The sequence below is a fragment of the Rhizobium sp. FY34 genome, from assembly GCF_005222845.1.
Lineage (GTDB): Bacteria > Pseudomonadota > Alphaproteobacteria > Rhizobiales > Rhizobiaceae > Neorhizobium.
Window position 1 is genome coordinate 368,384 of record NZ_STFZ01000014.1, and the last position, 19,852, is coordinate 388,235.

The window sequence follows — 19,852 nt, forward strand, 5'->3', positions numbered from 1 at the left end:
CGTCGCCACCTGATCGCAATTCCTTTTTAAACTATTCTTCCCACCATCCAAGATGTGACCATGAATCACGGCACCGGTGCGGCGGCAAATGCTACTTATGCGTGTTCTCGCTGAATTCGACTCTCTTATTTGCCCAAGGGCGACGAACCTGAATATCTGTCGCAAACTGGAGGTTTGCCATGGAAGCAGCGATTTCCTTAGGGGAGGATTTTGACGCGGGAGGTCTTCGGCGTCTGGCTCGTCAGGGCGTTTCAGACGGGCTCGGCTTTGTCTGAAAGACATCTTCGACCAGCAGGATCGTCATGCGGATCTGGCGTTCGATGGCAATCATGTCCTGATTGTCCTGCAGGCGCCAATAGCTCCAGTTGGCGTTGACCAGCGTATAGAGGCTGATCCCCAGATCATAGAGGTCCTCTTGCGGCCAGGTTGAGCCCAGCCGCCGAAGCAGCGTGACATAGGTGCGCGCCAGAAGCTGCGCATGGTCGCGGGCAATGCGAAACAGGTCTTCATAGTAGTAGGCTGCATCGACCAGCGTGCGATCAAGACCGATGGAAAGCTGGTAGTCCCAGGTCTTGCGGATCAGATCAGCCAGTTGCGCCTGCCAGTGCTGCGCATCGATCGTCTGGCTGCCCGCTTCCAGGAAGGCGCGCACGGCGGCCAGCTTCTCTCCGTAGATATCGGCAATGATCGCTTCTTTGTTGGGAAAGTAATCATAGATCGAGCCGACCTTGACGCCGGCCTGGGCTGCCACGGCATTGGTGGTGATGGCGCGCACGCCATTCCGGCGCATCACCTCATGGGCTGCCTCCATGATCTGCAATCTTATCTTGCGGGAGCGGGCCTGCACCGGCTTGCGCGGTGATGCGGTGCGCGGTTTGGCATCCATGCGAATCTCCTGTTCGTCTCTTGGCCGTAGATGGTGGCAAGATTCTTGCGTCGATGAAACATATCTCTTGCGTCGCCCTCTAATCCGAGTAATCATTCGGATTAGAGGGCGTGACGCTCCTATCACACCAGACGGGTGTCGCGAAAGAATTCCCTCGATAAAAAGGGGAAATTGCATGTTGAATCGCCGTCAATTTTCGATTGCTACAGCTTTGTCCGCCGGGGTTCTGGCATTCTCCAGTACTCGACAGGTATTGGCGCAGGCGCCGCAGGTCGCGCGCTTTCGCCTGCCGATTGATCCCGAAGGCCTTTTTAATGTGCAGAGCATTTCCGCCGTCGTCAGCGGTGTTCTGGGCAATTACCTTCTCGAAGGTCTCGTCTATCTGGATGCAGACGGGAAGGCGCAGCCCTGGCTTGCTCAATCCTGGCAGGCCAGCGAGGATGGCAAGGAGATCAGTTTCAAGTTGAAGGATGGCAAGACCTTCCATGACGGTACGCCGTTCAACGCCGAAGCGGTCAAATTTCACTTCGATACGATCCTGGATCCGAAGAGCGCGTCGCCGGCCAAGGGCATTGTCGGCCCGCTGTCCAAGGTCGAAACGCCGGATGGAATGACGGTGGTCTTTACCTTCGCCAAACCCTTTGCTCCGTTTATCAATCTTTTGGGCCAGTCCTATTTCGGGTTCAACTCTCCGACGGCGGTCCGATTGGCAGGGGATGCCTATCCCCGCAAGCCGGTTGGCACAGGCCCCTTCATGTTCGACAAATGGGTGCCCGGTGCCAGCATTGAATTGATCCGCAATCCGAACTTCAAGCAGTTCCGGCCTGATGCGACCAATCAGGGGCAGCCTTATCTCGATCGCATTGTCTTGAACGTTCTGACCGAAGATGGCGTCGTGACATCGGCGCTCATGACGGAGGAGCTGGACGCAGCCTCCCTGACGGCTGACGGTGTTGTGCCTTTTGCGGCAGATGATCGCTACAATATCATCAATGACCAGAACGCCAAAAACCTGATGTTCATGGAGTTCAACTACAAGAAAGCGCCTTTCGGTGATCTGGCCTTTCGTGAGGCGATCAGCCATGCGATCGATCGGGAAGCGGTGTTGGCTGCGGCCTTTGGCGGCAATGGCAAGATTGCGCTTGGACCGTTGTCGCGCGGTATCCCTGGTTATGATGACAAGGTGGCCGAGGCCTATGGTACGCCCTATGATCCGGAAAAGGCAAAGCAGCTCTTTGATGCTGCCGGATGGGTGATGAAAGACGGCATTCGCACAAAGGATGGAATGCCTGCGAAATTTTCCATCCGCAGCTATGCCTCCAGCACGACCGAGCGTGCACTTGCCGTCATCCAGGCCAATCTCGCCGATATCGGCATCGTCGTGGACGTTGGAACGGCGGATTGGGGCAGTTTCTATCCGGGCCTGCTGAAGCCCGACTGGGACATGGCGCTCAACCGTTGGACCTGGTCGGATCCGAGCGTCATGTCGCAGCTCTTCCGGTCTCCCGGCCATCGCCAATTGCTGCCTGCCAATCCGGCGATCGATACAGCGCTTGATTCCGCCGACACGGCGCTTGATCCGCAAAAGCGGATGGCGTTCGTCAGTGATGCGCAGAAGGCCATCCTGGAAGATCGCCGTATCCTGCCACTGCTGACCGACTGGCCGATCACCGTGAACCGCAAGGTGCTCGAAGGGTATCACTTCGATTATCTCGGCTATCTTTATGCCGGTGATCTCAAGATCGCTGCGGCTTGAACGGTGATGCTGCAGTATGTCGCCAGACGGCTGCTGCTTCTCATCCCGGTGGTGATCGGCATCTTGCTGGTCACCTTCCTGATGAAGGCGCTGATTCCGACCGATGCCGTCACAGCCATCTATTCCGGTACCCTTTCGGAAAAGGATGCTGCCGAAGCGATTGCGACGCTGAGGGCCAAATATCATCTCGACCTGCCGTGGTATCAGCAGTTCTATATCTATGTGCGAGATCTGATGAGCGGCGATTTCGGCGAGTCCATCCGGCTGCGCAAGCCGGTGATGGATGAGCTTGGCTATCGCTATGTCAACACGATCATTCTGACGCTCGCAGCGCTTGCGATCGCTCTGGTGGTTGGCTTGACAACCGGCATCCTGGCCGCTGTCAAGCGCAATAGCTGGCTGGATGTGACGGCCACGACTATCGGCCTGTTTGGCATCTCGATGCCTGCCTTCTTCTTTGGCTTGCTGCTCATTCTGGTATTTGCCGTCTGGCTGCGCTGGCTCCCCGTCGTACCGCGTGGCACGATGGCACTGCTTCTACCGGCTGTCGCCCTAGGTTTGATCGAGGCTGCACCGATCTCTCAGGTCGCGCGCACCAGCATGATCGATGTCCTCGGACGTGACTATATCCAGGCGGCGCGCGCCCGTGGGGCAAGTGAGTTCGCCCTGGTTGTACGCCATGCCTTGCCCAATGCGCTCATTGTAGTCCTAACCCTGGTGGGGCTGCAGATCGGCAATCTTCTGGGCGGTGCCTTCATTATCGAAGCGATTTTTGGCTGGCACGGAATCGGAGAACTCGCGGTCAATGCCATTGAATGGCGTGATTTCACCCTGACGCAAGCGATCATCCTGATCAGTGCCGCGACCTATCTGGTCGTCAATCTGGTTGCCGACATTCTCTACGCCTGGCTGGATCCGAGAGTGGAGCTGAACTCATGAGCGTGATTCTGCTGGATGAACCCCTGGTCCCGACGCCGCCGCGCTGGCGCCGGTTTGTCGCTCGGCTGCTGCGCAATCCCTCCGTTGTGGTTGGCGGCACGATCCTCATACTGCTGATCCTGCTTGCCCTCTTTGCTCCATGGGTCGCACCCTATGATCCCTTCAAGGTCAACCCCGTCCAGAGGCTGAAGCCGCCGAGCTGGCTCCATCTCATGGGCACCGACGAGGTCGGGCGCGACCTATTCAGCCGGCTGATTTTCGGCAGCCGTTACTTCCTGCTGATCTGTATCGTCACGGCCTCGATCTCTGCCAGTATCGGCACGCTTCTCGGATTGATCGCTGGCGCAGGTTCGGTCGTGACCGAAAGCATCATCATGCGGTTGATCGATGTGATGCTGGCCTTTCCCTATATCCTGATGGTGCTGGTGATCGTGGCCATTCTCGGCCCCAGCCTTTGGACAGGCATGATCTCCATCGGCATTGCCGGCATTCCCGGTTATGCAAGGCTCGTGCGCAGCGCCGTTCTGACAGTCAAGCGGGAGGATTATGTCGTCAGCGCCAGAGCGCTTGGCGCCAGTGAAGCGGATATTCTGTTTCGCACGATCCTGCCAAATGTGTTGTCGCCTCTTATCGTCTACCTCGCTTTTTCCATGCCGCTGGCCGCGCTCGTTACCTCTTCCCTGTCCTTCATCGGACTGGGCACGCAGCCGCCGGCACCGGAATGGGGGGCCATGCTGGTCAATTCCCGCACCTATCTGTTTTCTGCCTGGTGGGCCGTTACCGGGCCGGGCATGGCATTGTTCATCTCGATCTTCGGCCTGAATATTCTGGGCAACGGGTTGCGGGATGTGCTCGACCCGAGGAGCGCGGCATGATGGCAATGCAGCAGATAGAAACACCGCAGACCGGTAGCCCGAAGAATGTCCAGCCACTGCTGCGCATCACCGGTCTGACGACGGAGTTCCGACTTGAAGGCGGGCGCCGGTTGCAGGCGGTGCAGGATGTCGATCTGGATATTGGCGCCGGCGAGATCCTCGGTCTTGTGGGGGAATCCGGTTCCGGAAAGTCGGTTTTTGCGCAGTCGATCCTGCGTCTCGTCCAGCCGCCGGGGCAGGTTGTTGCCGGCGCCATCGCGTTTGAAGGCCGCAGCGTGATGGATATGTCGGCGCGCGAATTGTCGCGCTGGCGGGGCCGCGATGTCGGCATGATCTTCCAGCAGCCGCAAAGCTGTCTCAATCCGGTCCGGCGCATCGGCTGGCAGGTGGCGGAACCCTTGTTGCTTCAGGAAAAACTCAGTCGCAAGGCTGCCTGGGCTGGTGCTGTTGATCTTCTGCGTGCCGTGGGCATACCGGCCCCGGAGGAGAAGGTGCTGGCCTATCCGCACCAGCTTTCCGGTGGTCAGGCGCAAAGGGTGATGATTGCCATTGCTCTTGCTCTGAAACCGAAGCTGTTGATTGCCGATGAACCGACGACGGCGCTCGACGTGACTATCCAGGCGCAGATCCTTGAACTACTGCGCGAAAGTTGCCGCATGCTCGGCACATCGCTACTGCTCGTCACGCATGATCTGGGCGTCGTTGCGCGCCTCGCCGACCGTGTGGCGGTCATGTATGCAGGCCGGATTGTCGAAGAGGGGCCGGTTGAGACGATGCTCACTGCGCCGGCGCATCCCTATACCCAAGGACTGATCGGGGCGGCACCCCAATTGGGACAGGCCCGTGGCGTGAGATTGAAGGATATTCCCGGAACGATCCCTGATCTCAGTCGTCTGGGGGCCGGATGTGCCTTTGCGCCGCGCTGCGATGCGCGCGCCGGTCAAAATCTCGAAAGCTGCACCCTGTCACAGCCATTGCCGGTGTCGATCCGACCGCGTCACCGCGCGCTCTGTTTTGCCGCAAAGGCAAGTTCTGCCGTCTCTCCATGCGAGATATCCCCATGACAGTGCCCCCGCTTCTCGAGGTCAGTCATCTGCGCGTTCAGTATGCGGTGAAAACCGGCCTCTTCGGTCGGGTTCTCGACCACATCAATGCCGTCGATGATGTCAGTTTTTCCCTGCAGCGTGGCGAAACACTTGGCCTGGTGGGTGAATCCGGCTGCGGCAAGAGCACTCTGGGTCGCACGGTTCTGGCGCTTCAGAAGCCGGCCGGCGGGCAGGTCCGGTTGCGCAATCAGGATCTCTTTTCGCTGTCGCCCGGTGAACTGAAACACCAGCGTCGTTTTGCGCAAATCATCTTCCAGAACCCGCGTTCCTGCTTTGATCCGCGCCGCACGCTTGGCTCATCCGTACGCATGGCGCTCGATGTGCAGGACATGCTCGACCCTTCTGCGCGGGATGCGGCAGTGGCGGAGATTTTTCGCAAGGTTGGACTTCGACCTGAGCATCGCCAGCGCTATCCGCATGAGCTTTCCGGGGGGCAGTTGCAGCGTCTTGGCATTGCGCGCGCTTTGATCCTGAAGCCTGACCTCATCGTCTGCGATGAGCCGGTATCGGCGTTGGATGTATCGGTGCAGGCGCAGATCCTCAATCTGTTGAGCGATTTGCGCGCAGAGTTGCAGTTGGCGCTGATTTTCGTGTCGCACAATCTGGCGGTAGTCGAATATATCGCCGACCGGGTGGCGGTGATGTATTACGGGCGCATCGTGGAAATTGCGCCCACGCGCCAGCTGTTTGCTGATCCGCAGCATCCCTATACCCGCGCGCTTTTGTCGGCGGTTCCATCGATCGACGTGGCCCGCAGGGCAGAGCCGATGCCCAAGCTCGGAGATCCGCCCAACCCGGCGCGATTGCCCTCCGGCTGCCGCTTTCGCAGCCGCTGTCCCATGGCGATGGCGCGATGTGCGGTGGAAGATCCGCAATCCGTCGAAATCATATCGGGCCATTGGGTGGCCTGTCATGCCGCAGCAGGTCCTGTCGGCCAATAACAAATTGAAAGGAAACACCATGACGGACTGGCTGGATGCAGCCCTTGCCTATGCGAGCGGCTGGTTGGATTATCAGATGCAGGCAAGCGGGCTTCCCGGTTGCGTGCTGGCCGTTGCTAAGGGGCAGGACCTGTTGTTCGAGCGGGCCTATGGTGTCAGTGACCTGTTTACCAATGAGGTTCTGACACCGCGTCATCGCTTCCGCGTCGCCTCGCATTCCAAGACCTTCACGGCTGTCGGTATCATGAAGTTGCAGGAGGCCGGGCGCCTGCATCTGGATGACGCTGTTTCACAATACGTGCCGGGGCTGGATGTGGGTGTGGCTGCAACCACCATTGGCCAGCTCCTGTCGCATTCGGCCGGCCTCATGCGCGATGGCACGTATGCGCCGCACTGGCAGGTGCGCGATAGCTTCTTTGATGCGCAGCAGCTGTGCGCGCAATTGTCTGAACCGCTCACTCTCGAAACCAATACCCGCTTCAAGTATTCCAATCTCGGCTATGGTCTGCTCGGCCTTGTCATCGAGGCGATCACCGGCGAGGATTATGGCAACTGGATCGAGCGTGAGGTTGTTGCAGCCTCCGGTCTGGCTGAAACCACGTTCGATATGCCGACTGACGGGAGCGCGCCCCTCTCATCGGGCCATAGCGGCAAGCTGCCCAATGGCCGCGGCCGGATTTTTGGCAATCAGGCCACCCATGCGCTGGCCTCGGCCACCGGCTTTGTCAGCACGGCTGCCGATCTGGCACGCTTTTTTGCGCTTATTCATCCGGGTGCGGATGAGGCTGTCCTGTCACCCGCCAGTCGTCGGGAAATGACGCGGCGTCACTGGCATTTGCCGGGCGAGGGCGAGAAGCGTCACTATGGCCTTGGCACGATCTGCATGGATATCGATGCCCAGGCCGTGTTTGGTCATGCGGGTGCCTTTCCCGGCTTCATCAGCCGGACATCGGTGATCGAAAAATCGGGCCTCAGCGTTTCGATCGTTACCAATGCCATCGATGGCATGGCGAATGCCTGGGTGGAGGGGGTTATCTCGATTTTCGGCCTGTTCGCCGAAATTGGCAAGCCGCAGGCGACGGTCGCCGATTGGGACGCGCGCTTCTGGACGATCTGGGGAGCCTGCGATCTCGTGCCTGCCGGCGATAAGGTACTGATTGCCGATCCTGCCGCACTTCGTCCCTTTGCCGATCGTGGGGAAGTCACGGTCGCGGATCGGCTGAACGGCTATATTTCACGCTCGAACGGCTTTGGCAGCTATGGCGAACCGGTGCGCCGGGAAATGTCGCAGACCGGTGCCATGACGCGCCTTATGCTCGGCGGCAATGAATTGCTGCCCGATGCGCAAAACCTTGCAATCGATTACGACGCTGCCCTTATGGCAGATGGATAGTCCATCTGCGCTGAGATCCGGGGATCGGGCAGAGGTTTAAACCTGTCCGATCCCTTGTTGTTCAATGTAACCGCTTATTTGCCAAGCGAGGCCTTGATCTTCGATACCTCGTCGGACGCCATCTGCCCAACCGTCGTCACTTGACCATCGGTGATCTTCCAGAGGCGGAAAGGACCGGTGATATCACCATACTGGTCAAAGCTGACAGGGCCGATGACGCCTTCATATTTGATCGGCTTGCCCTCTTTCAGCAGTGCCAGGGCCTTTTCAAATTCCGCCTTGCCGGCATGGATCGGCGTTCCGCCCGGTGCCGTCACCTCTGTAATTGCAGCCTTGATGGCCGCCTTGTCTGCCTTGCCGGCCTTGGCAATGGCCAGCGCCACGATGGCACCGGCATCATAGGAGCGGTCTGCAGCCGGCGCAGAGGGTGCGATGCCGCCCGAGAACTTTTCGTAATTGGCGTTGAAATACTCGGTGGACGCCGTCGGCGTCGTGCCGGACGAGGTGCCATAGGCGGCATTCAGGTACTGGGCGCCGACGCTTGCGATGAAATCCTTGGAGTTCATGCCGTCATTGAACAGGAATTTCTGCACGCCGCCGCCGGAAATCCAGGCGCGGGCAATGGTTGCGCCATCCACCGGGGTCGAGACAAGGTAGAGCGCATCCGGTTCGCCGGTCATGGCGACGGAGGCTTCCGACGAATAGCTCGCCTGCTTTTCATTGTACGGCGTTGTCGAGGAAATCGTACCGCCAAGCTTGGTATAGGCGGCGGTGAATTCGCGCACCAGGTTCTTGCCGAAATCATTGTTGACGTGAATGATGGTGATCTTCTTCAGGCCCTGGTCGAGCGCATATTTGGCCGCAGCCGTGCCCTGCAGCGCATCGGATGTGATGGTGCGGAAGAACACGCCGTTAGTCTTGCCGTCGCGGCCAAGCGCCGTCAGCGTGGGCGAAGAGGAGGCGGGTGAAACTTGCACGACGCCGGCTGGCGCCGTCACCGAGGTGAGGATCGGGATCGACACCGACGAAATGATGCCACCGATGATGACCGGCACCTTCTTGATATTGACGAGCTGGGTCGCCTGATCGACGGCGACATTGCCCTGGCTCTGGCTGTCGCGGGTGTCCATCACCAGCTTGCAGCCGCCGACGCCGCCGGCCTCGTTGAAATCACGGAAAGCCATTTCGACGGATTTCGCACCCGCCTTGCCATATTCGCCGGCAGGGCCGGTCAGCTCCATGACAACACCGACGGTGATATCGCAGCTTTGCGCGAAGGCCGGTGAGGCGCCAAGCGCAAGACCGGCAAGCATGGTGGATGTAAGGACCAGTTGTCTCATCTCATTCCCCTTTTTCATGTCATTCCCCTTTGTTGAGATTGTATTTCATGATGCTGCCGTGACGCCCCGTGCGGTCGCGCTCGAGGGTATAGACGTCGCCTTCCAGCTCGTTTGCGCCGCCCAGCGCCTGATCGATCTCGAAGAGATCGGCATCGGAGAGGGCAATGGTGGCGATGGCGAGATTGGAGGGGAGGTGGTCGCGGTTGCGCGCGCCGACGATGACAGCCGATACGCCGGGCTTGCGTAACATGGCTGCACTGGCAATCGTCGCGATATCGGTGGCATGCCTGTCGGCGACCTTGCGCAGGGCTGACAGAAGCGACTGGAAGAGATCCCAGCCGCCGAGATCATCGATGATCAGCTTGTATTTCGTGAGTGAGCGGTTTTCGAGCGGATGCTCGGGCTCCTGCCTGCCCAGCCAGCGGTCGGAGAGAAAGCCGCCGGCCACGGTGCCATAGCAGAACAGCGCAAAATCATTGGCTTTGCCAAGCGCCACCATGCGCTTTTCCGGGCGCCGGTCGAGCAGAGAATATTGCAGCTGCAGCGAGGTGAAGGGAATGCCGGCATCGAGGATGGCCTCCACATGCTCGCTATCGAAATTGGTGCCGCTGATCTTGTTGATCTTGCCGTCGGCCTGCAATTCCTTCAGCCAGCCCAGCGTGTCGAGCCAGGCCGGCATGTCATAATCCCACCAGTGAAACTGCACGAGATCCAGGCAATCGAGGTTGAGGCGCTGGCGCGATGTGTCGATCACGCTTTCCACATAGGCCTTGGTAATGGTCGGCAGAACGCCAAGATCCGGCACGAATTTCGTATGAACCCGGATGCGCTCCAGGGCCTGTGCACCATGAAGGTCGCGGTAGCGCAGCCGGAAGCGGCCGATCAGATCCTCGACGCCGGTATAGATATCGGCACAGTCGAACGTGGTAATGCCGGCATCGGCAAAGGCCACCATGTCGTCGATCGCTAGAGCCTGGTCCACCGCGCCATGGCCGCCGGCCAGTTGCCAGCCGCCGCGAATGACGCGGGATATCTCATAACCGGGGGCGATGGTGATGCGCTGCATGGGAATTACTTTTCTTGAAGGGGAACGGCTGTGGTTTGCGCATGGCTGAAACGGCGAAGGCCGGTGCGCCTTATCCTCAGCCGCGTCGAACAATTGGGATCGGGACAGGCAATGTCGGCATCCGTCGTCATCCAGTCATGGGCATGAGTGGGTCGCTGCTTGGCAGCCAGCAGCGGCAGTACGGCGGCAAGCGAATAGATCGACATGCCCTGTCCGGGCGGCATATGCAGCATCTCGCCCTGCAATTCGAAGTAATCGCCGGGCTTTGCGCCGCAATAGACCTTGCCGCCTTCCGGCACGATGACCTCGACCCGCAGGTCGAAAAGCTCGAATGTATCGTCTAGGCTGCTCATTGCTCGCTCCTCATGCTGCTTCCTCGCCGGCATCGAGACGCCCGCGCACCAGATCGAAGGAGCGACCGATATCATTGGCCAGCGCCTCGACGGCTGCCGTCTCATTGCGCGCCTCTAGCGCTTCCACCATCATCCAATGGTGATTGGTGGCGGCAAGTCCGCCCTGTTCGTCGTGGATATGGGCGGCGGCACGCACCACTGGGCCAGATTGCAGCCAGAGGCTTTCCACCATGGGGATGAGCACCTGAGAGCCAGCGGCCCGGTAGATCTGGAAATGGAAGCGCTGGTTGATTTCCGAGGTTACCGGCGCAATATCCTGGCCGTGGCGGGCAAAGGCTGCCTCGCAATCCCGGTTGATCTGCTTGAGCCCTTCCAGATCGTTCGCCGTCAGCCGCGTGCAGGCGAGCGCCACCAGACGGCCTTCGATGAGAATGCGGGCGCGCTCCAGATCATCCAGCCGTTGGCGGGTGATCAGCGGCACGCGCACCGAGCGGTTGGGCAGCGCTTCCAGCGCCTGTTCGGAGACGAGCCGCCCGAGAGCCTCGCGTACCGGCATGGTGCTGGTCTTCAGCCGGTCCGCCAGATCGACAATGCGCAGCATATCGCCGGCCGAAAATCCGCCATTGATCAGCGTGCGGCGCAGCTGGCCATAGACGCGGTCCTGCACGGTCTCTCGCCCGACGGGGGTGAGGAGATCATCCATCTGGCTAACCGTTTCCGTCATTCCTGCCATTGTGCGCCTTTCAGGAAATATCGGTTGATTTTCGTTTAGACCTAAAGTTTGATCAAACATCACCGATCAAATCAAGGCCTCATTTGAAGATGACTGCCGAATCATTCCAGCCACCCGCACCGCCCTTCAATGCAGCAGCGACGTCTGCCATCGAGGCGCGGCATCTGACCAAGCGGTTTGATGGCCTCACCGTCGTTTCCGATATGTCGCTCACGGTCGGGCAGGGGGAAATGGTCGGGCTGATCGGCCCGAACGGTGCCGGCAAGACCACCATGTTCAACCTGCTGGCCGGCAGCTTGGCGCCCACCGCTGGCGAAATCTGGATTGCCGGTCGCGAAGTATCGGGCGATCCGCCGGAAAAGCGCATCGCCCATGGCGTCGCCCGCACCTTCCAGATTCCGCGGCCCTTTGCCGAAATGAGCGTGCTGGAAAACCTGCTGGTCGGCGCGCAGAAACAGCATGGCGAGCGGCTCTTTGCCAACTTCCTCACCCCCGGTCTGGTGCGGCGCGAAGAAAAGACCGCACTGGACAAGGCGCACACACTTCTCGATTTCGTCACGCTTTCACGGCTGGCGCATGAGCCGGCGCGGGTGCTGTCGGGCGGGCAGCGCAAGCTTCTGGAACTGGCGCGCGTGCTGATGGCCGATCCTCAGGTAATCCTGCTCGATGAACCGGCAGCCGGTGTCAATCCGGCCCTTCTGGAGGTGATCATCGAGCGGGTGGTGGCGCTCAACGAACAGGGAAAATCGATCCTGCTGATCGAGCACAACATGGACATGGTCTCGCGGCTCTGCTCGCGCGTGGTGGCCATGGCGCTCGGCAGGCCACTGGCGGAAGGATCGCCCGCCGATGTCGCGGCCAATCCGGCCGTCATTGAAGCCTATCTCGGAGGTGTCGCATGACCAATACCGTTCTTGCGACGTCTTTGCTTGTGGCGGGTTATGAGCCGGATCTGCCGATCGTGCGTGGCGTGGATTTTGCCGTCACGAAGGGCGAGATTGTCATACTTCTGGGGCCGAACGGTGCGGGAAAATCCACCTTCGTCAAGGCGATTGCCGGCATGGTGCCGGTGCATTCCGGCACGATCCATCTGGCGGGCCGCGATATCACCAGGGTTGCGCCGCATCGCAAGCTGGCGGAAGGTCTGGCCTTCGTGCCGCAGACGGAGAACGTCTTTGCCAGCATGAGCATTCTGGAAAACCTGCAGATTGCCGTGGCTCTTCTGCCCAAGGCTCAGCGCGCCGCCAAGATCGATGCCCTGTTTGCCCGCTTTCCGGATCTGGCGATCAAGCCTACGCGTTTGGCCGGCGCCCTTTCCGGCGGGCAGCGGCAGATGCTGGCGGTCGCACGGGCGCTGGCGCTCGATCCGCCGGTTCTCATTCTGGACGAACCCTCGGCCGGGCTTTCTCCCAAAACCGTTGGCGAGGTATTTGCCATGCTCAAGCGCATCAATGGCGATGGCGTGACGATCATTCTCGTCGAACAGAACGTCAAGGCCGCCATGGCGATTGCCGATCGTGCCGTCATCCTGGCAGAGGGGCGCATTGCCCATGAAGGCACGCCGGCGGAACTCGCCGATGATCCGCTGATCGGCAAGATCTATCTCGGCACGGCACGGCATGTATCGAGCGAGGCCGCCCTATGAACCCGCAATTCCTCATGGATGGGCTAATTGCCGGCGCCATTATCGGGCTCGGTGCCATCGGCGTGACGCTCACCTATTCGATCCTGCGCTTTTCCAACTTCGCCCATGGCGAGCTTTTATCCTGGGGCGCCTATCTGGCGCTCGGTATCAGCGGCGCGCTCGGCTTTCTTGCCGCCGGGCTCAAACAGCCCATTGGCCCGTTTTCGTTTGGCTGGTCGCTGCCGATTGCTGCCGTCCTCGCCATCATCCTCACCGGGCTTCTGGCGCTGGCCGTCGATGCGGCCCTGTTTTCCAGCTTCCGGCGGCGCGGCAGCGCCATCATCATCATGGTCATGGCAAGCTTTGGCGCCTCGCTTGCGCTGCGCAGCCTGCTAGAATTCTTCTTTACCTCCAAGCCCGCCTATTTCACGCAGGCGCTGCAGATCGCCATGAAGCTCGGCGGCGGCCTGCGCGCCACGCCGGACCAGCTGGCCATGCTGGTCGTGGCGCTGGTCTCGGTGATTGCCGTCCATCTGGTGATGACCCGCACGGATATCGGCCGGGCCATGCGCGCCGTCAGCGAAAACCCGTCGCTTGCCGGCATTGCCGGCATCGATGTGCGCCGCGTCATCCGCACTGTCTGGTTTCTCGGTGCCGCACTTGCCTGCATTGCTGGCATGATGAGCGGCCTGATCATCCAGATCCGTCCCTATCTCGGCCATGACCTGCTGCTGCCGCTGTTTGCCGCGGCCATTCTCGGCGGCATTGGCTCGGTGCCGGGCGCCATGATTGCCGGCCTGATCATCGGATTGTGCGAGGCCTTCACCGTGCAGATCATCGGTGCCGAATGGCGCTCGGCGGTCTCCTTCGCCATTCTCATTGCCGTCCTTCTCGTTCGTCCTCGCGGCCTGTTTGGAAAAGCATCATGACCCTTGATCTTGTCGCCTACGGCGCCTTCTTTCTCACCATGGCGCTGACTTATGCGATCATCTGCCTGGGTCTCAACGTGCAATGGGGCATGACGGGCCTGTTCAATGTCGGCATCGCTGCCTTCGTTGCCGTCGGGGCCTATACGTCCGCCATCCTCACCACGCCGGAAACACCGGACCGTTTCGGCGGCTTCGATCTGCCGATTGCTATTGGCTGGCTGGGGGCAGCTGTGGTCTCCGGTGCGCTTTCCTGGGGTGTCGGTGCGCTGACGATCAGGCTGCGGGCCGATTACCTTGCCATTGCCACTTTCGGCGTGGCGGTCACGGTGCAGCTTTGCATGCTCAATCTGCAGCCGCTGACCGGCGGCGCCTTCGGCATCGGCTTCATCCCGCGGCCTTTTGCGCAGCTGCAGGCGGATGCCTTGCTGTTCAGCCTTGCCAATTGCGGTCTTCTGATGCTCGTCATCGCCGGGCTTTATCTTGGCCTGCAGCATGTCGCGAAAAGTCCCTGGGGCCGCGTCCTGCGCGCCATTCGCGAGGATGAAACGGCGGCGCAGGCGCTCGGCAAGCGGCCCATCCGCTTTCGCCTGCAGGCCTTTACCCTTGGCGGCGCCATCATGGGGCTGGCCGGTGCTGCGCAAGCGCATTTCATCGGCTTCATCGCCCCGGATAATTACATGCCCATCCTCACCTTCCAGGTCTGGGCCATGCTGATCGTCGGCGGCTCCGGCAACAATCGCGGTGCGATTGCCGGCGCCATCCTTGTCTGGGGCCTCTGGGCGCTGACGGCTGCTGCCGTCTCCGCCTTCGTGCCGCCGGAGGATCAGGCGCAGGCTGCCGCCCTGCAAATCGTCGCCATTGGCGTCGGGCTCTGCCTGATGCTTCTCCTGCGCCCGCGCGGTCTCTTCGGCGAGGTAAGCCCGCTTGCCCGCCTGCGCAACACATTGCCCCTATCGGCCAAGGAATAATACAATGCCAATCTATCCCGAACGCACCATGCTTGCACCGGGCCTTACCATCAGCCGGCTCGTCTGTGGCCTCTGGCAGGTCGCCGATATCGAAAAGAGCGGCACGACGATCAACCCGGAGTTGGGGGCAGACGCATTGCAGGCCTATGCGCAGGCCGGTTTCGATACATTCGATATGGCCGACCATTATGGATCGGCGGAAATCATCACCGGCCATCTGCTGAAGCGCTATCCGGCGGCATCCGCACGGCCGCTCGCCTTCACCAAATGGTGCCCGGAACCCGGCCCGATGACCCGTGATGTAGTGCGGCGCGGCGTGGAAGACCGGCTGCAACGGCTGGGCACCGATAAGGTTGACCTGTTGCAGTTCCACTGGTGGACCTTCGAACATCCGGCCTGGCTCGATGCCCTGCATGAGATGCAGGCGATGAAGGCGGAAGGCCTGATCGGCGCTTTGGGATTGACCAATTTCGATGCCGCGCACCTCAACCTCGCGCTTGCCGACGGTATCGAGATTGCCAGCAATCAGGTGTCCTTCTCGCTGATCGACCGGCGTGCGGCGGGGGATCTGTCGGCGCTTTGCCAGAAGACGGGCGTGAAGCTTCTTGCCTATGGCACGCTCTGCGGAGGTTTTCTGTCTGAAAAATGGCTCGGCCAGCCGGAGCCGGCCTCGATCCCCGACTGGAGCCGCTCGAAATACAAGCGCTTCATCGATACCGCCGGCGGCTGGGCCGTCTATCAGGGCATCCTCGCAGCTGCCTCTGATATTGCCCGCAAGCACGGCGTTTCGGTATCGAATGTCGCCAGCCGCTGGGTGCTGGAACATCCGGCAGTGGCCGCCACCATCATCGGCGCGCGGCTTGGCGAAAACGAGCACCGGGACGACAACCTCAAGGTCTTTACCTTCACGCTGGACGAGGATGACAAGGCTCTGCTGGAAGATGCCTTTGCCGCAAGCACCGCCATCCCCGGCGATTGCGGCGATGAATACCGAAAGCCGCCCTTCCTCACTGCCTCCGGCGACCTCAGCCACCATCTCGAGGCGATCCCGTCGGTCTATACGGCCACGCCGGTGCCGGGTCGGGCAAACCGGCTGCGTGTCTCGTCCGGCAGTATCTGGGAACCGCTTGCCGGTTATAGCCGCGCCGTGCGCATCGGTGATCGCATTCTGGTGTCGGGCACGACGGCGACGCATGACGCCGACCGCTGCGTGGCACCCGGTGATCCCGGTGCGCAGGCCACCTATATTCTCGACAAGATCGCGGCATCCATCACAGCGCTCGGTGGGCGCATGGAGGACGTCGTGCGCACCCGCATCTATCTGAAGGATGCTGCGCAGTGGGAGCCCGTATCGCGCGCCCATGGCCGCGTCTTTTCCGAAATCCTGCCGGCCAATACGCTGATCGAGGCCGGCGCTCTGATTGGCGATTATGAGGTGGAGATCGAGGCCGAAGCCATTGTCATGCAATAGAGCGGGTCTTGATCCGGTCGAAATACGCTTGATCGATCCTGACGCAGGGCACTGCTGCGTCAGGACGGGGTGATAGTCCCCGATCCGATATCAGTCCTCGAAACGGGCAATCTCGCTTCCGGCCTGCAGATAGGCGCCGGCACTGGCGGTGATGCGCACGCGCCCGGCGCGTAAGGCCGTCACCTGCGTTTCCATCTTCATCGCCTCCATGACAGCGATCAGATCACCCTTTTCGACATCTGCGCCATCTTCCACCTTGAAGGCCTGGAGCGTGCCGGAGATTGGTGCGGTTATGCTGGCTGTGTCTTCAACCTTTGCCGGGCCGGCGGTTGCTGCGCCCGTGGAAAGCCCGCCAAGGCCCGCCAGAAGGGCGGCCGGAATGCCCAGAGCATGGCGCTTGCCGTCGATCTCCACATGGGTGCGGATGAGTGTGTCACCGGCACTCGGTTGCGGCCGGGCGGCGGCCTCCAGCGTGTCGGCAAAATCCGTCTCGATCCAGCGGGTATGCACCTTGAAGCCCTGTTCGGCGGTAAAATCCGGGTTTTCCATGGCGGCGCGGTGGAATGGCAGCACGGTCGCGACCCCTTCGATCCGAAACTCCTTCAGCGCCCGGCGGGCACGCGAAAGTGCCTGCTCGCGGGTTGCACCGGTGACGATCAGCTTTGCCATCAGTGAATCGAATGTACCGGGCACTGTCGATCCGGACACGACACCGGTATCGAGCCGGACGCCGGGGCCAGACGGCGGCTCAAACAGGCTGATTGTGCCCGGCGTCGGCAGGAAACCACGGCCCGGATCTTCAGCATTGATGCGAAATTCGATCGAGTGACCGCGCGGCGCCGGCGTCTCGGTAATGGTAAGCGCCTTGCCTTCTGCGATGCGGAACTGTTCGATGACGAGGTCGATGCCCGTGGTTTCCTCGGTCACCGGATGCTCGACCTGCAGGCGGGTATTGACCTCGAGGAAAGAGATTGTGCCATCGACGCCGAGCAGGAATTCGACCGTGCCGGCGCCCGAATAACCGGCGGCAGCGCAGATGCGCTTGGCCGCGTCATGGATCGACTGTCGCTGCTCATCACTGAGGAAAGGGGCTGGTGCCTCCTCGACGAGTTTCTGGTTGCGGCGCTGCAAGGAGCAATCGCGCGTGCCGAGCACCAGAACATTGCCGTGGCTGTCGGCAAGCACCTGCGCCTCGATATGGCGCGGCCTGTCGAGAAAACGTTCGAGGAAGCATTCGCCCCGCCCGAAGGCAAGTTCGGCTTCGCGCACGGCAGAGGCATAAAGCTCGGGGATTTCCTCCATATTCCAGGCGACTTTCAAGCCGCGTCCACCGCCACCATGGGCCGCCTTGATCGCGACCGGCAGGCCATGGCTCTTTGCAAAGGCGATGACTTCCTCCGCCGTTTCCACCGGGCCGTCGCTGCCGGCAACCAGCGGCGCGCCAACGCTTGTGGCAATCCGGCGCGCTTCAACCTTGTCGCCCAGCGCCTCGATGACATGCGGGTCAGGGCCGATCCAGGTGAGGCCGGCCTGCTGGACGGCGCGGGCAAATTCGGCGCGCTCCGAGAGAAATCCATAGCCGGGATGCACGGCATCCGCCCCGGCGCGCTTGGCGATCGCAATCAGCTTGTCCATGTCGAGATAGGTCTCGGCAGGGCGGCTGCCGTCAAGGCCATAGGCCTCGTCGGCCAGATGGACGAAAACGGCGTCCAGATCCGGATCGGCATAGACGGCAACCGATTGCAGCCCGTAATCGCGACAGGCGCGAATGATGCGCACGGCAATTTCACCGCGGTTTGCGATCAGCACTTTCTTCATCGGATGTCTCCTCACTGACATTGATAGGTTCTGGCGGTCACTGCGTTGCGGTTCAGCCCTTGGCGGGCTTTATCTCGGCAAAGGAGGTGACGGGCCGGAACTGGATTTTGGCATTGACCGGGATCTGCCCGGCCAGATCGAGATGATAGTCTGCAACCGTCCCGATAACCGGATAGCCGCCGGTCAGTGGATGGTCGGCGAGAAACAGAACAGGCTGACCGCTATGCGGAACCTGGATGGCGCCGGTTGCCGTGCCTTCGCTCGGCAGTTCGGCTTTGTCCTTGCGCTCCAGGGCTTCTGGCCCCGATAGCCTGATCCCGACGCGGTTGGATTGCGGCGTGACCTCATAGGTCTGTTCGCTCAAGGTCTTCACGCCATGATCGGTAAACCAGTCGCTGCGCGGTCCCATGATGACGTCGAGCGTCACCGTTTCGCCGGCCATGGGCAGATCGAAGGCCGGCAGTTCCAAGAGCGACACGGCTGAGAGTTGCGCGGTATCGGATCTGATCGACAGGACAGCACCTGAAGTGACCGGATCCGGGCCAACGACCGCCAGCGTATCGGTGGAAGCGCTGCCGAGTACCGGCGATATATCAAAGCCGCCGCGAAGGGCGAGATAGCTGCGCGCACCCTTTAGGGCAAAGCCGAGCGTCACGACATCACCCGCTTCCAGCGCAATCGGCTGATAGGTCGCCTGCGTCATTTCGCGGCCGTTTACATCGCGGATGGTGATCGGGCAGGGGGCTCCGGTCAGCGCCATGACGGCCCGGCCCGAGACTTCAAAGGAAAAGCCACCCAGCGTGATTTCAAGACAGGGCGTGCCGGGCGGATTGCCGACGACCCGGTTTGCTGCCTTGAACGCTCCCAGATCAAGCGCGCCGGAAGCCGAAACGCCCTGGCCCGTCTGGCCAAAACGCCCGAGATCCTGAAACAGAGCCGGCATGGGCGCGGAAAGCACCCTGATAGACAGGCCCGCTTGCGCGTCACTCTGCGGTTTTGCCGGCGCTGGTGTGCTCTCCACCTCTGCCATTGCCCTTCTGGAAAGATCGAAGAAGCGCACGCGGTAACCGGGCTGGAACAATGCCGGCGGGTCACGCGACAGGTCCCACATTTTGAGGGGCGTTGTGCCGATGATCTGCCAGCCGCCCGGACTGTTTTGCGGATAGACACCGGAAAACGCGCCGGCAAGGGCGACTGACCCGGCGGGGATCTTCGTGCGCGGACTCTGGCGGCGGGGAACCTGCAAGGCCGGATCGCCGCCCACCAGATAGCCAAAGCCGGGAGCAAAGCCGCAAAAGGCCACCGTGAAGGTGCTTTGTGTGTGGCGGCTAACAACCTCCTCGACCGAAAGCCCGGTGAGAGCGGCCACATCGGCCAGATCCTCGCCATCATAGTGGACGGGGATGTCCACCAGCATGTCGGAGGGTGCGATCTTTGCCGAGAGGTCACGATGGGCGATGTCTGCGGCAAGACGTTCCGGCGTCAGCCTGTCGGGGCGAAAGCGGATCATCAGCGTGCGGGCCGCCGGCACCATGTCCTCGATGCCCTCCACAGGATCGGCTTCCAGCGAGGCAAACAGCGCCAACGTCTCGTCGAGATCCTTGAGTTCGACAAGCAGTACAGTCAGGCTTACGGGCAGAAAGCGCATCGGGAC

At 61.0% G+C, this 19,852-nt stretch carries 18 protein-coding genes; 11 read left to right on the forward strand and 7 right to left on the reverse strand.

What is annotated here, in order from left to right; all coding sequences use genetic code 11:
* Positions 1-241: 241 nt before the first annotated feature.
* A complete protein-coding gene (locus E8M77_RS12615) occupies positions 242-886 on the reverse strand; it encodes a TetR/AcrR family transcriptional regulator (RefSeq protein WP_137130972.1) in 645 nt (214 codons plus the stop codon).
* Between the two features lie 175 nt (positions 887-1,061).
* Between E8M77_RS12615 and E8M77_RS12620 the strand changes: the two genes are divergently transcribed.
* From E8M77_RS12620 to E8M77_RS12645, 6 genes are read left to right on the forward strand one after another with little or no spacing between them, the layout of a single operon-like run.
* Positions 1,062-2,642 carry an ABC transporter substrate-binding protein gene (locus tag E8M77_RS12620; protein WP_170975841.1) on the forward strand — a complete coding sequence of 527 codons (1,581 nt, stop codon included), beginning with the start codon at positions 1,062-1,064 and terminating at the stop codon, positions 2,640-2,642.
* Between the two features lie 6 nt (positions 2,643-2,648).
* A complete protein-coding gene (locus E8M77_RS12625) occupies positions 2,649-3,581 on the forward strand; it encodes an ABC transporter permease (RefSeq protein ID WP_137130974.1) in 933 nt (310 codons plus the stop codon).
* Positions 3,578-4,456, forward strand: a complete 879-nt coding sequence (locus E8M77_RS12630) for an ABC transporter permease (protein ID WP_137130975.1) — start codon at positions 3,578-3,580, stop codon at positions 4,454-4,456. Before E8M77_RS12625 ends, E8M77_RS12630 begins: the two co-directional genes overlap by 4 nt.
* On the forward strand, positions 4,453-5,520 hold the full coding sequence (locus E8M77_RS12635; RefSeq protein ID WP_246659237.1) for an ABC transporter ATP-binding protein: 1,068 nt from the start codon (positions 4,453-4,455) through the stop codon (positions 5,518-5,520). Before E8M77_RS12630 ends, E8M77_RS12635 begins: the two co-directional genes overlap by 4 nt.
* Positions 5,517-6,503, forward strand: coding sequence for an ABC transporter ATP-binding protein (locus E8M77_RS12640; RefSeq protein ID WP_170975842.1), 987 nt, complete (start codon positions 5,517-5,519; stop codon positions 6,501-6,503). Before E8M77_RS12635 ends, E8M77_RS12640 begins: the two co-directional genes overlap by 4 nt.
* Before the next feature lie 19 nt (positions 6,504-6,522).
* On the forward strand, positions 6,523-7,896 hold the full coding sequence (locus E8M77_RS12645; protein ID WP_137130977.1) for a serine hydrolase domain-containing protein: 1,374 nt from the start codon (positions 6,523-6,525) through the stop codon (positions 7,894-7,896).
* 74 nt (positions 7,897-7,970) lie between these two features.
* On the opposite strand, the gene E8M77_RS12650 is transcribed toward E8M77_RS12645, so the two are convergent.
* The 4 genes from E8M77_RS12650 to E8M77_RS12665 are packed head-to-tail and all read right to left on the reverse strand — an operon-like array spanning position 7,971 to position 11,388.
* Positions 7,971-9,236, reverse strand: coding sequence for an ABC transporter substrate-binding protein (locus E8M77_RS12650; protein WP_137130978.1), 1,266 nt, complete (start codon positions 9,234-9,236; stop codon positions 7,971-7,973).
* A 19-nt stretch (positions 9,237-9,255) separates the two neighbouring features.
* Positions 9,256-10,302 carry an aldo/keto reductase gene (locus tag E8M77_RS12655; protein ID WP_137130979.1) on the reverse strand — a complete coding sequence of 349 codons (1,047 nt, stop codon included), beginning with the start codon at positions 10,300-10,302 and terminating at the stop codon, positions 9,256-9,258.
* Positions 10,303-10,307: 5 nt separating this feature from the next.
* Complete coding sequence (locus E8M77_RS12660; RefSeq protein ID WP_137130980.1) at positions 10,308-10,655, reverse strand: TIGR04076 family protein; 348 nt, start codon at positions 10,653-10,655, stop codon at positions 10,308-10,310.
* Positions 10,656-10,665: 10 nt separating this feature from the next.
* A complete protein-coding gene (locus tag E8M77_RS12665; RefSeq protein WP_137130981.1) occupies positions 10,666-11,388 on the reverse strand; it encodes a GntR family transcriptional regulator in 723 nt (240 codons plus the stop codon).
* Positions 11,389-11,477: 89 nt separating this feature from the next.
* Between E8M77_RS12665 and E8M77_RS12670 the strand changes: the two genes are divergently transcribed.
* From E8M77_RS12670 to E8M77_RS12690, 5 genes are read left to right on the forward strand one after another with little or no spacing between them, the layout of a single operon-like run.
* Positions 11,478-12,290: an ABC transporter ATP-binding protein gene (locus E8M77_RS12670; RefSeq protein ID WP_137130982.1), complete on the forward strand. Its 813-nt coding sequence runs from the start codon at positions 11,478-11,480 to the stop codon at positions 12,288-12,290.
* Positions 12,287-13,033 (forward strand): ABC transporter ATP-binding protein, encoded by a 747-nt coding sequence (locus tag E8M77_RS12675; protein ID WP_137130983.1) that lies wholly within the window; start codon positions 12,287-12,289, stop codon positions 13,031-13,033. Before E8M77_RS12670 ends, E8M77_RS12675 begins: the two co-directional genes overlap by 4 nt.
* Positions 13,030-13,941, forward strand: coding sequence for a branched-chain amino acid ABC transporter permease (locus E8M77_RS12680; protein ID WP_137130984.1), 912 nt, complete (start codon positions 13,030-13,032; stop codon positions 13,939-13,941). The genes E8M77_RS12675 and E8M77_RS12680 overlap by 4 nt, the downstream gene beginning before the upstream one ends.
* A complete protein-coding gene (locus tag E8M77_RS12685; protein ID WP_137130985.1) occupies positions 13,938-14,909 on the forward strand; it encodes a branched-chain amino acid ABC transporter permease in 972 nt (323 codons plus the stop codon). Before E8M77_RS12680 ends, E8M77_RS12685 begins: the two co-directional genes overlap by 4 nt.
* A gap of 4 nt (positions 14,910-14,913) precedes the next feature.
* Positions 14,914-16,380: an aldo/keto reductase gene (locus E8M77_RS12690; protein WP_137130986.1), complete on the forward strand. Its 1,467-nt coding sequence runs from the start codon at positions 14,914-14,916 to the stop codon at positions 16,378-16,380.
* Positions 16,381-16,470: 90 nt separating this feature from the next.
* Here the strand turns inward: E8M77_RS12690 and E8M77_RS12695 are convergent, their stop codons facing one another.
* Both E8M77_RS12695 and E8M77_RS12700 read right to left on the reverse strand, forming a co-directional pair.
* Positions 16,471-18,198, reverse strand: coding sequence for a biotin carboxylase N-terminal domain-containing protein (locus tag E8M77_RS12695; RefSeq protein ID WP_137130987.1), 1,728 nt, complete (start codon positions 18,196-18,198; stop codon positions 16,471-16,473).
* A gap of 52 nt (positions 18,199-18,250) precedes the next feature.
* Positions 18,251-19,846 carry a 5-oxoprolinase/urea amidolyase family protein gene (locus tag E8M77_RS12700; RefSeq protein ID WP_137130988.1) on the reverse strand — a complete coding sequence of 532 codons (1,596 nt, stop codon included), beginning with the start codon at positions 19,844-19,846 and terminating at the stop codon, positions 18,251-18,253.
* Positions 19,847-19,852: the final 6 nt, after the last annotated feature.